The following is a 14,781-nucleotide window of genomic DNA, read 5'->3' on the forward strand; positions in this document are numbered from 1 at the left end:
TTCGACAACAAGGCCGCCGACCCGCGACACAGAAGAAAACGGTTACACAGAGCCAACTCGTCACGACGGCTTCGCACTCCGTTCGACCACTGACCCGGTTGATACTGTTCGTGACCACTTCTTGCCGTGAGTGACGCTAGAGTTGTGTCCGGGACCACCGATCGCATCACGAGGGGATGACCAGTGGGGCACGTTGAGAACGACTCGGGCGGCGACGTCCTGATTCCATTGTCGGTGTCGGGCGAGAAGATCTACCTCGCCGTAAAGCAGTTGGACACCCCGGCGGCGGCAGAGGACGAAAGTGAAATCGCCGCGAGGCGGCCCTCACTGGACGACGTGGTCGGAGGCTTGAGCGCGTTCGCGGGCGAGTTGAGTACCAAGTTGCGTTCCAGCGATGCCGGCAAGATCACCATCGAGTTCGGCTGCGAGGTCGCGGTCGAGTCTGGCCGGTTCATCGCCGTGATCGGCAAGGCCAGTGCCAAGTCGACTTTTAAGGTGGCGCTGGAGTGGACGAAGCCGACGGCCTAGTTTCCGGGCATCCGGCTTGGGAACGACTGACCCGTGAGGCCACCATGGCGTTGCGGGTGCCCGAGAATGGCAACCAGGGTACGGGTTTCGTCATCGCTCCTGGCGTCGTGGCGACGTGCGCGCATGTGCTCGCCGACGACGTCGAGAGTCTGCCGCCGCTCGTCAGTGTGGTCTCGGTGTGGTCGGGGCAGTCCTACGACTTGGTCCCGCGACGGGAGGACTATCACCGGTCGGCAGCGGGTCTCGATCTCGCGTTGCTTCGCTTCCCGGTTCCCCCGGATTCGCGGCACGTGCTGCCGAACAGCGCGATCTCCATCGGGGACCAGCTCTGGGCGTACGGGCATCCGGCCAGTGGCTTCCGCGCCGGTCAGCCGGCCACCTTCCATTACGAGGGCGAATCACGCCGAGACCTGACTGACGACCTCCCGGTGCTCCGTTTGCGTGGTACCCCAGTCGGCGCGGGCTTCAGCGGGAGCGCGGTCGTCAATCGCCGCACCGGCGCGGTGTGCGGGATGTTGTGCACCTCGGACAAGTCCGGCAGCGCGCATATGCTGCCGATCGCGAAGATCGTCAGACTGTGTGACGAGGCCAGGCGCATCGAGGGGACCATCTGGCTCAGCTATCAGCATTGGCTACGGCATCTCGACGACGCGCAGCTCCGTGCGGGTGGTTGGGCGGTCGCCGGGCCGAAGCTGCTCGGTTACCTCACCACGGCTGCCCGCGCCGCCCGCCAGCATCCCTATCCCGCGATCGCCGGTGGCCGGACACCTCCGCTGACCGAGGTATACGTCCAGCAGGACGCGCTGTCGGAGGACAACCTGACCGGACAGTCCGACGACTCAGCGGTCGGGCAGCCCGCCAGCGTTCTGTTCGACCGCTCCGGCGACAGTCTGCTCATCGGTGGGCCCGGCGCCGGAAAGTCGAGCTTGCTGCGTGCCGCGGTCACCTTCCTGGTCGGCCGCTGGCTGCGCGGTGAGACTCCGGTGGCTCCGGTGCGCGTCCTTGCCGGCGATCTCGTCGCCTCGACCCCTCTACCGGAAGCCATCTCCGCCAGTGTCCGTGCCGATCTCAGTGCCATCGGGTTGAGGCAATCCTGGCCGCCCGAGTTCTTCGCCGAGCCACCGGTTCCCGGTGGCTGCTGGCTCGTCCTCGTCGATGGTCTGGATGAGGTGATGAACCACGAGCAGCGCAGGGCCATCCTGACCAAGCTCGCCGGTTCGCGGGCCGAAATGCCCGAAGGCCTGTACCGGTTCATCGTGGCTAGCCGCCCTATGGCCCATCCTCACGTGTTCGGCGAAGCCCACTGGCGACCGACGGGCTTCCATCTGCTGGAGTTCAACGAGAACCAGTACAAGACGTTCACCGAACGGTGGTTTCACCACCTCGACGTCGCGGATCCGGAGGAGAAAGCTCAGCAGTTCGTCACCCGGATCAAGGACGTCGGGCTGGCGGAGCTGGCCAGGACGCCGCTGGTGGCGACGATGTTGTGCCAGGTCTTCGCCAACGACCCGGACGCGGTCATGCCGGTCACTCGCAGCTCCCTTTACGAGGCGTTCGTCGAGATGGCGCACTCACGTCAGTTTCAAGCAGGCAGTGGCATCCGTTCACAGCTCAAAGGCATCCTCGGGCCGTACGGCGAGGAAGCGGAACGGGCGGGCGAGGCGCTGCTCGTCCGGACGGGTGAGCTGATCGGGTTCCTGGCTTTCCGACGGCAGCAGGGGGACACCGCAACGTCGGTCGACCTGTTGGGAGCGCGGACCGCGGCGTTGCGTCCAGTGCATGTACCTGAGCGGATCTGGCTTGCGCTGCTGGCCGAAATGCTGCGGCGCAACGGTGTTCTGGTTGAACACGGCGACAATTTCGCCTTCCTCCACCGAACGGTCGAGGAGTACCTGGCTGCCCGGTTCGTCGCCAGTGACCCAGAGCTCAGCGACCGCGAGTTCCGGTCGATCTTCGACCCTGGCCAGGACGCGGCCCCCATCAGCCCGTCCTATGTCAGGTTCCTCGTCACCGCCTGGCAAGGCCGGCGGGACCTCGGCGGCGCGCTGGCACACCTGGTCCGGAGAGGCACCCCGGACGACCTCCGCTTCGTCGCTTCTCTCGTGACCGACGGCGTATTGCTGGAGCCTCGGCTGCGAGCCGAAGTCGCGAACGGACTCGTCGCGGTGGCGACCGATCCCCAAGCTGACGACTTTACTCGCCGGTCGGCCGCGGAAGCGCTGCTGCAAGTCGATCAGGCGCGAGCCATACCGGTGCTGCGCCGGATCGCGGCCGCGTACACGATCAGGGAGTCACATCGGCTGTGGGCTGTGACGACGATGGCGGCCACGCTGCGGGACGACAGCGAGTCCCTCGACGACGATATCGCCCGCACACCTTGGGCCATGCGTGTCCTGGCTGAATCCGCGGATACCGAGATGCGCCGCTTGCTGCGCACCATCGCCGGTGACACGGCATTACAAGGCCGGACCCGATTCCAGGCTGCGAACGCGCTCGGCGCCGTCTCACCGGACGCCGGCTTGTTCGCCGCGATCGCCCAGGACTCCATGGTGGCGAAGGGGTACCGGATCGATGCGGCGCGTGCATGGGCCGAATACGACGAGCGTGGGGCGAAGCTCCTGGCGGAATTGATGGAGGAGCCGGCCGTAAAGGCGACCTCCAGGGTGCGTGCCAGGTTGGCACGCCGCATCACCTCGCGGAATCCGCACGTGAACCGCATGCTGGAGCCGTTGGTCGACGTCCACCGCACCCTTCACCCGAGAGCCGATCTCGTGTTGTTGCAAGAGGCGTACGAATTCGCCGAACGGAAGCACCGCGGTCAATACCGGGTAACCGGAGATCCGTACATCACTCATCCACTCGCGGTCGCGACGATCCTCGCCGAAATGGGATCGGACACGGATACGGTCGCCGCCGGACTGCTGCACGCCGTGGTCGAGCACACCGACTGCGACCTCGACGAGGTGTATCGGATGTTCGGTCCCGACATAGCCGAACTGGTGGACGCCGTCACCGAACTCGACCGTGATCTACTAGGACACGCGACGGAAGCCGAGAGTATTCGCAAACTGGTGATCGCCTCGGCGCGTGACCCGCGTGGTCTGGTGCTCAAACTGGCCGACCGACTTCACATTATGCGAACCATCCGGTATGTGCCTGCCGAACAGCAGGCGCGCCGTGCCCGCGAGACGTTGGAAATCCTGGTTCCGCTCGCCCGCCGGATGAGCATCACCGTCGTCGCCATGGAACTCGAGGATCTCTCGTTCGCCATTCTCATGCCCAAACGTTTCGACGAGATCGTCCGCGCGGTCGCCGACCGGGTGGCGATCACCGATCAGGCTTGGAGTGAGATCACGGGAATCCTCAACGAGAGCCTGGCACAAGCGAAGATCAAGGCGAAGGTCGTGGTACGGCGCCGGACGTATCACGAGATCCACCAGCGGGTCGTGGATCGTGGTGATGACGGCGTGTTCGACACCAGTGACATTTCGGTGGGTGTGCTGTTGGTCAGAACGGTCTCCGACTGCTATGCCGCGCTCGGTGTTGTTCACGCGTTGTGGAGTCCCAAGGACAAGCTGTCCGACTATGTGGCGTCTCCCCGATTCGGGCTCTACCAGGCATTGCACACCACCGTTATCGGCCCAAGAGGCAGGCCGGTGGAGATCCGGCTTCAGACCCACGAGATGCATCGGAACGCGGAGTACGGTGCCGCCGATGCCAGGTCCATGTCCGGTGATTCGGTCTGGCTGCGACAGTTGCTCGATTGGCAAAGAGAAGTCGGCGAGCCGGGAGAGTTCCTCGACACCTTGCGTGGTGACCTCGCGCGCGACGAGATCTATGTCTTCACCCCGAAGGGTGACACCGTCGTGCTGCCGCAGGATGCGACGACGATCGATTTCGCGTACGCGATCCACACCGAGGTCGGACACCGGTACGCCGGTGCGAAGGTAAACGATCGGGTGGTTCCACCGGAGACGAGACTTCAAGACGGTGACACCGTGGAGGTCGTCACCTCGGACAGCGGCGAACCGGTCAGTGCTTGGCTGAATTCGGTGGTCTCGCCCCGCGCCAAGACCAAGATCAAGCAGGCTCTCGACAGGAAGCCTCAGGACACGGTGACGACAACGCGCGCGACCATCGAAGTCCGCGCTCTCGACCAGCGCCTTCTGACCGTGGAATTTTTGCGAGTGCTGGATGCCACGGATCTCGTACTCGTCTCGGTGACGGTGAGCGGTGGGGCCGAGAACGAGGTTCGCAACCACCTCGTCGTGGAGGCGCGGCGGCCGGAGCAGATAGCTGCGGCGGTCGAGGCTTTACGGGCGATCGCTGCCGTGCTTGAGGTCATTCCCGGCGAACCAGCCTGACTGGACCGCCGCTGGCCATCGCTGTCCAGACGGCCGTCCGGGACGGTGCTATGAACCCCTGGTGTCTTGCCCGCTGGTCCGGACTGAACACAGGCGAAGAGGGCTGCGGGAGGATTCTGGTCAGGGTGGGTTCTTGGTCTTCACCGTGCGAGGCACCGTCCGATTCGTCCGCGGCCCCGCTGTTGCCGGTGGCCCCGAACGTCGTTCGGGGCCACCGGTTTCATCTAGGTACAGATAGAAGTCAGCCGTGCTGGCTGGCCCACCATTTCCGGCCGGCTTCGGGCAGCGTGGAGATCGGGTCGTAGTACGGGTACTTGCGCTGCAAGGCCTCCGGGTCCTCGTGCTCGATCCCGGTGCGGTAGTTCTTGGTCCAGTACGAGATCCCGAGCTCGCGGTCGTACTCGGTCAGCTGGTGCACCCAGCGCTTCCCGACATACGGCACGTCGCAGACGATCCGCGGCGTCGCGTAGCCGGGCAGGTAGCCCATGATCGCGTGCTGCAGTTCCTGCGCCTCGTGCACGGAAACCCGCCAGTGCTCGGCGTTCGGGATCATGTCGCACATGTAGAAGTAGTACGGCAGGATGTTCGCCTCGCCCTGCAGCGCGAAGCACAGGTCCAGCAGGTCGGCGGGGCTCGCGTTGACGCCCTTCATCAGCACACCCTGGTTGCGCACGTCGCGGACACCGACGTCGAGCGCGGTCCTGGCGGCCTCGGCGACCAGCGGGGTCACCGACTGGGCGTGGTTGACGTGGGTGTGGATCGCGAGGTTGACGCCGCGGCGCTGGGCGGTGCCGGCGACGCGTTCGAGGCCTTCGACGACCTTCGGCTGGATCCAGTGCTGCGGCAGGGCGGCGAGCGCCTTGGTCGCGAGCCGGATGTCGCGGACGGTGTCGATGTCCATCAGCCGCATGAGAAACGACTCCAGCTGCGGCCAGGGCACGTTGGCGACGTCGCCGCCGGAGACCACGACGTCCCGCACGCCCGGGGTCTTCTTCAGGTACTCGATCATCGCGTCCTGGCGGTCGACCGGTTTGAGCGAGAGCTTGTGCTTCTCGATCTGTTCGGTGGAGTTGCCGACCAGGTCCATCCGGGTGCAGTGCCCGCAGTACTGGGGGCAGGTGGAGATCATCTCGGCGAGGACCTTGGTGGGGTAGCGGTGGGTCAGCCCCTCCACCACCCACATCTCGGCCTCGTGCAGTGAGTCCCGTTCGGAGTGCGGGTGGCTCGGCCATTCGGTGTCGCGGTCGCTGCGCACCGGCAGCATGTAGCGGCGGATCGGGTCGGCGTACCAGGCCTCGGTCACCTTCGCCGGGTCGGTGCCCGCGTTGGGCGCCATCGTGTTGATCATCTGCGGGGGCAGCAGCATCGACATCGTGGCCATCTCGCGCTGGTCGGCGAGCATGTCCTCGTAGAAGCGCTCCTCGAGCAGGTCGCCCATCAGGGCGCGCAGTTGCTTGGCGTTGCGGATGCAGTGCACTCGCTGCCACTGCGCGTCACGCCACTCTGCCTCGGTCACGTCGTGCCAGCCGGGGAAGCGGCGCCAGTCGGGTTCGGTCAGCTCGACTCGGGTGTAGTCGTAGGGCTGATCGTAGGCGGCCACCGGCGAGGTCGGTTCCTGGATCGCAGTCACTTGTACTCCTCGTCGTCGGAAACGCGTGAAAATATCCTGTCACATCGTACGGACGACGTAAATATTCCTGTCTTGCGTGGTGTGTCGAAATCTCGCCGACCCGCTGGTCGAGCGGTCGCGCGCACGCTGCAAACTCGGGAGCGTGACGAACGTGCGAACCACGCTTCTGCTCGGCGGGCGTATCTACAGCCCCTCGGCCCCCGACGCCACCGCTATGGCGATCACCGACGGCACCGTCGTCTGGGTGGGGCAGGACGGCCCGGCCAGGGCCCTGCATCCCGACGCCGAACTGGTCGACCTCGACGGCGCCTTCGTCGCCCCCGCCTTCGTCGACGCGCACGTCCACGCCACCGCGACCGGCCTGCACCTCACCGGGCTGAACCTCGCGAACGTCCGCGGCGCCGGCGATCTGCTCGCCGCGGTCCGCGACGCCGTCCGCCCCGGCCAGGTGCTGGTCGCGCACGGGTGGGACGAATCCCGCTGGTCCGACGGCAGGCTGCCCAGCAGGGCGGAGATCGACGAAGCCTCGAACGGGGCGCCGGTGTACCTGAGCCGGGTCGACGTCCACTCGGCGCTCGTCTCCAGCGCGCTCGTCGCGCTCGCCACCGGCGTGCACGAGACGCCGGGCTGGTCGGCCGACGGACCGCTGACCCGCGACGCCCACCACCTCGTGCGTGCCGCGATGCGCGAGGCGATCACGCCTCGGCAGCGCCGCGAAGCCCAGCGCGCGTTCCTCGCCGAAGCCGCCGCACGCGGAGTCGTGAGCGTCCACGAATGCGCAGGCCCGGACATCTCCGGCGCCGAAGACCTCACCGACCTGCTCGCACTCGCCTCGGAACCGGGACTGCCGGAGGTCGTCGGCTACTGGGGTGAACGCGGCGGCATCGACACCGCTCGCGCGCTCGGCGCCAGGGGGGTCGCGGGCGATCTTTTCGTCGACGGCGCACTCGGCTCCCGCACCGCGGCCCTGCACGAGCAGTACACCGACGCGCCCGGCACCTCCGGGACGCTCTACCTCGACGCGCACGCCATCGCCGACCACATCACCGCCTGCACCGAGGCCGAACTCCAGGCCGGCTTTCACGTGATCGGCGACGCCGCCGTCGCCGAAGTCGTCGAAGGGTTCCGAATCGCGGAGAAGACCGTCGGACGCCGGGCACTGGCGGCCCGGCACCACCGGCTCGAACACGTCGAGATGATCGACGTCGACCAGGCGAAGGCGCTGGCCGACTGGGGCGTGGTCGCCTCCGTCCAGCCGCAGTTCGACGCGGAATGGGGCGGCCCGCACGGCATGTACACCGAGCGTCTCGGCGCGGATCGGGCCCCGAAGCTCAACCCCTTCGCCGCCATGGCCGCCGAAGGACTCCTGCTCGCCTTCGGCTCCGACGCGCCTGTCACACCGGTCGACCCATGGGCCACCGTCCGCGCCGGGACCTATCACCGCACGCCGGGCTCGGGACTGTCCGCTCGCGCGTCCTTCACCGCCCACACCCGTGCGGGACACCGCGCCGCCGGGGTCAACGACGGTGTCACCGGCAGCCTGGTCCCGGGCGCTCCCGCGCACTATGCGATCTGGGACGCCGAAGACCTCGTCGTCGCGACACCGGACTCACGCGTCCAGCGCTGGTCGACCGATCCGCGCGCGGGCGTCCCCCCGCTGCCGAACCTCGCGGAGGGGGCGACGCTGCCCCGATGTCTGCGCACGGTCCGTGGCGGACAGGTCATCCACGATGTGTTCACCCGCACGGCCTAGGGTTCGGGGGTGTCCACGACCGTGACCGATCCGGATCCCGAAGCGGCGCCCCGGAAGCGCTTCTCCCGCGCCTGGCTCCTGCGTTTCCTCGTCGCCGCGGCGTCGGGATTCACGCTGTACCTCAGTTTCGCTCCGCGTCCGCTGTGGTGGCTCGCGCCGCTGGCGTTCACCGGGTTCGCCCTGGTGGTGCACGGACGGAGGTTCCGGGGCGCGTTCGGTTACGCGTTCGTGTTCGGGATGGGGTTCTTCCTCCCGCTGCTGACGTGGCTGCTGGACTTCCTCGGGCCGGGCTTCGGGCCGTGGCCGTGGCTCGGGCTGGCGATGGCGCTGTCGGTGTATCTCGGTTTCGGCGGGGCTTTCGCCACCGTGGTGTGGCGGCTGCCGCTCGGACCGCTGTGGGCGGCGCTGGTGATCATCGGCCTGGAGACACCGCGCACCTGGTTCCCTTTCGGCGGCTTCCCGTGGGGTCGCGTCGCGTTCAGCCAGCCTGAAGGCGCCTTCGTTTCGCTGGCCTCGATCGGCGGCGCGCCGCTGGTCGGTCTCGCCGTCGTGGCGACCGGTTTCGGGCTCGCGGCCCTGTGCCTGCGGCTGAAGGGCGCCGACCCCCGACGTTCCCTGGTGGCGGCGTCGGCGCTGACCTTGGTGCCGGTGGTGGCGGGGCTCGCGGTGTGGCCGACGATCGGCACCGAGGCCCAGGACGGCGAGCTCACCGTCGCCACCGTGCAGGGCAACGCCCCGGACATCGGCCTGGCACTGGAAGGCCGCCGCGACGAACTCCGGAACAACCACCTCGCCGAGAGCGCCCGCCTGCTGGAAAAGCTCAAGGCGAGCAACACCAAGGTCGATCTGCTCGTGTGGCCCGAGACCGCGATGGCCATGCGCACCGGCGACCCGGGCGTCGACCAGATGGTCCGCGACTACGGCACACAGGCGATCATCGGCGCGCTGGTCCGGCTGCCCGACGGAAGCGCGCAGAACTCGGCGCTCGTCTGGGATCCGGTCACCGGCCCGGGGCAGCGCTACGCCAAACAGCAACTCGTCCCGTTCGGTGAATACGTCCCGGCCCGTGAGCTCGCGAAGCTGGTGACACCGTTCGTCGACAGCGTGGCGAACATGACACCGGGTGACGGCGCCAACGCCGCCCTGTCGGTCGCGGGCACCAAGGTCGGCGTCTTCATCTGCTACGAGACGGCCTTCGACTACCCGGCGCGCGAATCGGTGGCCGACGGTGCCGAACTGCTCGTCGTACCCACCAACAACGCCTGGTACGGGCCGGGGGAGATGAGCTACCAGCAGCTGGCGATGTCCCGGCTGCGAGCGGTCGAGCACGGGCGCGCCGTGATCGTTTCCGCCACCAGCGGGGTCAGCGCGATCGTCGCGCCGGATGGTTCGATCACGGCCTCCACCAGCTTGTTCACCGCAGATTCCCTGGTGGGGCGCGTACCGCTCAGGCAGCAGACTACGCTGTCGGATCTACTCGGTGTGACGACGGAGTACGGACTGCTGGCCCTGGCGATCGCCGGGGTTACCGGCGGGTACGTGCTCCGTTTCCGCACCCGGCGCGCGAGCGCCGCCAAGGCAACGAGGGAAGCGGCGGGCTGACCCGCCGGAACACGGAGGAAAAGCGGATGGCGCAGGCGCCGCGGGGGGCCCAGGGAATCGACCCGGTGCTGGTGGTGGTCCCGACGTACAACGAGCGGGACAACATCGGCCCGATCCTGGAACGTCTGCTCGAAGCACTCCCGGACGTGCACGCCCTCGTCGTCGACGACGGCAGCCCGGACGGTACCGGTGACGTCGCCGACGAGCTCGCGAAGGCCGACGAGCGGATCCACGTCATGCACCGGATCGAGAAGGCCGGCCTGGGCGCCGCGTACGTCGCGGGCTTCCGCTGGGGGCTCTCCCGTGACTACGCGACCATCGTCGAGATGGACGCCGACGGCTCGCACGCGCCGGAGGATCTGCCGCGGGTGCTGGCCGCGCTCGAGGACGCGGATCTGTCCATCGGCTCCCGCTACGTTCCCGGCGGCAGCACGGTGAACTGGCCGTTCCAGCGCAAGGCGCTGTCCTGGATGGCGAACTTCTACGCGAGGGTCGCGCTCGGCACCAAGATCAAGGACATCACCGCGGGTTTCCGCGCGTACCGCCGCACGGTGCTGGAGAAGCTCCCGCTCGACGAGATCGCCTCGCGCGGCTACTGCTTCCAGATCGACCTGGCGTTCCGCACGGCGCTCGCCGGGTTCGAGGTGGTCGAGGTGCCGATCACCTTCACCGAACGCGAGGTCGGCCAGTCGAAGATGAGCGGTTCGGTCGTGCGCGAGGCGATCGTCCTGGTCGGTTTGTGGGGGCTCAAGCGTCGCTGGCAGCAGCTTCGCGGGCTGGCCAAGAAGGGCTGACCCCCAGCACGCTCACTCCGAGCCTCCCCAGTTCCTTCACCGTCGGCTCGTCCGGCGCCGCGTCGGTGATCACGCCGGCGACGTCGGACAGGGGGAGCACGGTGAACGGCGAGGCCGCGCCGATCTTCTCCGAACTGGCCAGCACGTAGGTGTCGGCGGCCCGTTTGGCGAGGGTGCGCTTCATCGCGGCCTCGTCGGAGTCACCGGTGGTGAGCCCGGTCTCGGGATGCACGCCGGTGACGCCGAGGAAGAACAGGTCGGCGTTGATGCCCTCGGCCGCTTCGGCCGCGGCCGCCCCGCAGGTGACGGCGGAGTGCTTGAAGAGCCGTCCGCCGATGAGGAACACCTCGACCTTCGGGTGCGTGACGAGTGCGGCCGCGACCGTGGGGCTGTGCGTGACGATCGTCGCTTCGAGGTCGACCGGGAGTGCCTTCGCCAGCGCGAGAGCGGTCGTGCCCCCGTCGAGGACGACCGTCGACCCCAGCCGGATCAACGCTGCTGCACGTTTCGCGATCCGTTCCTTGCCCGCGACGCTGACCGCCATGCGTGTCGCGTAGTCCGCAGTGGCAGGGGAGACCGGCAGGGCTCCGCCGTAGACCCGCTGGCACAGCCCGGCGTTCGCGAGTTCTCGCAGGTCACGGCGGATGCTGTCTTCCGAGATGCCGAGTTCGGCGGCGAGGTCCTTGGCCACGATGCGGCCTTCGGTCTTCAGTCGTTCCATCAGCAGGTCTCGTCGTTGCGCAGCCAACATGTGCACGTTCCTCCTTGTTCCTGCCGATTGTTGCACACTATGCTCCGCCGCATGAGCAAACCTTTGATGATCCTCATCGCCGGACCGTTCCGCTCCGGCACCGGCGACGACCCCGAACTTCTCGCCCGCAACCTCACCCGGCTCGAAGAGGCCGCCTGGCCGATCTTCCGCAGCGGGCATGTGCCGATGATCGGCGAGTGGGTCGCGCTGCCGGTGCTGCGCGGGGCGGGCGGGAAGACCGTCGCCGATCCGATCGCCAAGGAGGTCATGTACCCGACGGCCGACCGGCTGCTGCACCACTGCGACGCCGTCCTGCGGCTGCCGGGCGAATCCACCGGCGCCGACCAGGACGTCGCCATCGCCCTGTCCCGCGGGCTCGCGGTCTACCACCGCGTCGAGGACATCCCGGGGTACCAAGCCGCCGCGTAAGCATGGGAGCTGAAGGGCGCTTTCGCTGCGTCGCATGGTGCTGTTGACTTGCATCGTGATTGAATGACCGATTCGCGCCGTTCGGGCGGTAATGGCTCGCCGACGAAGGTCTATGCGTCCGTGAAGGCCTCCTTGAGGGACTCTGGGTCCCTCAAGGAGGCCTTCACGGACTTCAGCACTCGGGCAAGATCATCGAGCCCGCCGCCACTTTCCCGCTAAGAGCTGTCGTCCTCGACGGCCCTGACCTGTGAGCGTTCGGCGGCAAGCCGCGCGATCACGTGGGCGCGGGTGCGAACGTCGAGCTTGTCCCGAATGGCTTTCACCCGACCGGCCACGGTACGCGGTGACAGGTAGAGGCGGGCGGCGATCTGCTGGTTGGTCAACCCTTGGGCGACGGCTTCCGCCACCTCCCGTTCCCGGGGAGTCAAGTCCCATACAGCGTCGGCGGACACGGCGGGCCAGTTGTCATGCAGCGCGTAGCGCACGCTTTCTTCCGGGGTCAGTCGTTTCCCGTCCGTGATCGCCGTGCCGGCGCGGCCGTCCGGCAGGTTACAACGAGCATCGCCGATGGCGGCGGCCACCATGTTCTCCCACACGGGGGCGGCGACGTGCTGGGTCTTGTCCCGGATCTCCCGCGCAGCGGAGTACAGACGCAGGCCACGTTCGGGGTTTCCGCCCGCGATGGCGGTGATCGCCAGTCCTTCCAGGTTGTGCACCGTATTGTCGATGTCCACCACCTGCATCGTGAGTGCGATCGTCATGTGTCGCGCCGCTTGATCGAACCGATGCCGGGCGATTGCGACCGCGGCAGCGGTGTGCAGTGCGGGCGCACCGGACGCGGTGAGCGTGTCGTCGCCGCCGAAGAGGGACAGCGATTCCTCGACGGGGCCGGCCGCCTCATCCGGCCGGGCTGCCGTCAGCAGGACCCACGCAAGATCGTTGAGCGCGATGGCAAGTGGGTACGGCCTGCCGATCGCGCGGAGGATCGTCACCTGACGGCGTGCGGCCTCGACCGCCGCGTCGTGGTCACCCAGACCGCTGCGGGCCCGGCTCATGGCGCCGAGCGCGCGGGCGGTGAGCGCGGGTGATCGCTGGGACTCGGCTATGCCGAGGGCCTCGTCCGCGGCGGCGATCGCCTCGGGGTTGCGCCCCTGCAGGGAAAGCGCGGTCGACAGGGTCGCGCAGAGTGCGGCTCGGCCGTCGCGGCCGCCGGTATGTGTCGCGAGCAGCCGCTGGGTGAGGTTCTGTGCCTGGTTGCAGTCACCGCGCCTGATCCAGCACAGGCCGAGTGCGGCGCCGAGCAGGAGCAGCCGGGCATCGTCGTCCTGCTCCGCCGCGGTGACGGCGTACCGGAGGTTGTGCCGTTCGATCTCGAGCTGGTCGGCGACGTCTGCCGACGGGTCGCCCGTCCACAGGAGCAGCGCTTCGGCGAGGTCGGTCATCCAGGCCAGCAACCGCCGGTGGACATCCTTCCGCTCCCCGGCGGTGTCGAGTTGCTCGATACCGAAGACCCGCAGCGATTCCAGCGCCCTGAACCGCCCCGGCGCCGACCCATCGGGCACCAGCAGCGACTTGTCCACCAAGCCGGTGACCACCGGCCACAGGTGAGGTGCGTCCGGGCCGTCGTCGGCGCATAGTGCCGCGCCGAGCGGCTCGCCGAAGCCACCGGGCAGCAGGCATAGTCTGCGGAACGCCCACTGCTGATCCGCGTCGAGCAGGTCATAGCTCCAGCTGATAGCCGACCGCAGGCTCCGGTGGCGGTCCGGAGCGGTGCGCAGGCCGCCCACCAGCAGGTCGAGGCGCCGGTCGGTGTCGTGCAGCAGGCGGTCGGGGGTGAGCACCGGATACTGCCTGGCCGCCAGCTCGATGGCCAGCGGCAGGCCGTCAAGGCGGGCGCAGGCGCCGGCGAGGTCGTCGACGGTGGCTTTGGTCAGTGACAGCGAGGAACCCGCGGCCGACGCTCGATCGATGAACAGCTGGACGGCGGGGGCAGGGGAACCCGGCTCGCCGGTCACGGGCAACGGCTCGACGGGCAGCACCTGTTCGCCGGCGATCCGCAGGGCTTCGCGGCTCGTCGTCAGCACACGCAGCTGAGGAGACCGGTCGAGCAACCTGGCTACGACGTCCGCGCTGCCCCGCAGTACGTGTTCACAGTTGTCAAGCACGACCAGCGCCGACCGGTTCCTGCGGTCGTCGGTGACGGACTCATGGATCGGGCGAGCAGGCGGGCTTCCGCCGTAAAGCACCTCCTCCACGGTGGACTTGACCAGCGCGTCGTCCGACAGCGGAGCGAGATCCACCCACCACACGCCGCCGGCATGGGCGGCGCGGGCCTTCGCCAGAAACTCCGAGGCCAACCGTGTCTTGCCCACCCCACCCGGGCCGGTCAGCGTCACGACCCGGCTGGTCTTGAGCAGCGCCCGCATGTCGGCGAGCTCCCGTTCGCGTCCAACGAACCGGTCGGTCACGACCGGCGGCTCCCCATGTCGCGGGCGCCGTGCGGCCGCGGAGAACGGGTGAGGTACTTCGGCCGCAGCCGGCTTCACGTCCGGCGGCACACCGCCGGGGGCCACGACGACGCCACGTCCGGACCGGTGCTGGCGGTGCAGCGTCACCGTCGGCATCTCCAGCACGTCGGCCAGCTCTCGCCAGGACGCACCACGTTCCCGGGCCTTGGTCACGACGTCCCGGAGCGCATGGGCGCTGGTTCGCTGTAGCTCGGCGAGGGCGGCCGCGACGTCCTTCTCGGCCTGGCCGGATCGCACAGCACGGGTCAGCGCTTCCAGGCGCACGAGGATGTGCGCGGGGACAGGGCTCGCTGTGATCATGCCCAAAGGATGCCCTCCGAAGCTGTGAGGCCCGATCCGCGCACCTCGTCGAACTCCGACGCCGCGGCCACCGTCGATCATCGGCGGGGCGAAGGCCGAAGA

General features: G+C 68.2%; 9 protein-coding genes and 1 pseudogene. 7 read left to right on the forward strand and 3 right to left on the reverse strand.

The window, feature by feature from the left end:
* Positions 1-183: 183 nt before the first annotated feature.
* The 3 genes and pseudogenes from ACZ3HL_RS24345 to ACZ3HL_RS24355 all read left to right on the forward strand — a co-directional run bounded on the left by ACZ3HL_RS24345 (position 184) and on the right by ACZ3HL_RS24355 (position 4,892).
* A complete protein-coding gene (locus ACZ3HL_RS24345) occupies positions 184-528 on the forward strand; it encodes a CU044_2847 family protein (RefSeq protein ID WP_465533906.1) in 345 nt (114 codons plus the stop codon).
* Positions 529-572: 44 nt separating this feature from the next.
* Positions 573-1,031: pseudogene (locus tag ACZ3HL_RS24350) on the forward strand (S1 family peptidase); the annotation flags it as partial.
* A gap of 423 nt (positions 1,032-1,454) precedes the next feature.
* Positions 1,455-4,892, forward strand: coding sequence for an HD domain-containing protein (locus ACZ3HL_RS24355; protein ID WP_465534048.1), 3,438 nt, complete (start codon positions 1,455-1,457; stop codon positions 4,890-4,892).
* A gap of 241 nt (positions 4,893-5,133) precedes the next feature.
* On the opposite strand, the gene ACZ3HL_RS24360 is transcribed toward ACZ3HL_RS24355, so the two are convergent.
* The gene (locus ACZ3HL_RS24360) at positions 5,134-6,522 is read right to left on the reverse strand and encodes a KamA family radical SAM protein (RefSeq protein WP_465533908.1); all 1,389 of its coding nucleotides are present in this window, start codon (positions 6,520-6,522) and stop codon (positions 5,134-5,136) included.
* A gap of 142 nt (positions 6,523-6,664) precedes the next feature.
* On the opposite strand from ACZ3HL_RS24360, the gene ACZ3HL_RS24365 reads away from it, so the two are divergent.
* Genes ACZ3HL_RS24365 through ACZ3HL_RS24375 form a run of 3 tightly spaced genes read left to right on the forward strand, consistent with a single transcriptional unit; the run spans position 6,665 to position 10,671 of the window.
* A complete protein-coding gene (locus tag ACZ3HL_RS24365; RefSeq protein WP_465533910.1) occupies positions 6,665-8,275 on the forward strand; it encodes an amidohydrolase in 1,611 nt (536 codons plus the stop codon).
* A 9-nt stretch (positions 8,276-8,284) separates the two neighbouring features.
* Positions 8,285-9,877: an apolipoprotein N-acyltransferase gene (lnt, locus tag ACZ3HL_RS24370; RefSeq protein ID WP_465533912.1), complete on the forward strand. Its 1,593-nt coding sequence runs from the start codon at positions 8,285-8,287 to the stop codon at positions 9,875-9,877.
* 26 nt (positions 9,878-9,903) lie between these two features.
* The gene (locus ACZ3HL_RS24375) at positions 9,904-10,671 is read left to right on the forward strand and encodes a polyprenol monophosphomannose synthase (protein ID WP_465533914.1); all 768 of its coding nucleotides are present in this window, start codon (positions 9,904-9,906) and stop codon (positions 10,669-10,671) included.
* Here ACZ3HL_RS24375 and ACZ3HL_RS24380 read toward each other — a convergent pair.
* On the reverse strand, positions 10,625-11,422 hold the full coding sequence (locus tag ACZ3HL_RS24380; protein ID WP_465534050.1) for a DeoR/GlpR family DNA-binding transcription regulator: 798 nt from the start codon (positions 11,420-11,422) through the stop codon (positions 10,625-10,627). The two genes, ACZ3HL_RS24375 and ACZ3HL_RS24380, sit on opposite strands and share 47 nt — an antisense overlap.
* Positions 11,423-11,473: 51 nt before the next feature.
* Between ACZ3HL_RS24380 and ACZ3HL_RS24385 the strand changes: the two genes are divergently transcribed.
* Positions 11,474-11,851, forward strand: coding sequence for a DUF4406 domain-containing protein (locus ACZ3HL_RS24385; protein WP_465533916.1), 378 nt, complete (start codon positions 11,474-11,476; stop codon positions 11,849-11,851).
* A 215-nt stretch (positions 11,852-12,066) separates the two neighbouring features.
* Here ACZ3HL_RS24385 and ACZ3HL_RS24390 read toward each other — a convergent pair whose 3' ends face one another.
* Positions 12,067-14,679: an ATP-binding protein gene (locus tag ACZ3HL_RS24390; RefSeq protein WP_465533918.1), complete on the reverse strand. Its 2,613-nt coding sequence runs from the start codon at positions 14,677-14,679 to the stop codon at positions 12,067-12,069.
* Positions 14,680-14,781 lie beyond the last annotated feature (102 nt).

The sequence above is a fragment of the Amycolatopsis sp. NPDC000009 genome, assembly GCF_055563465.1.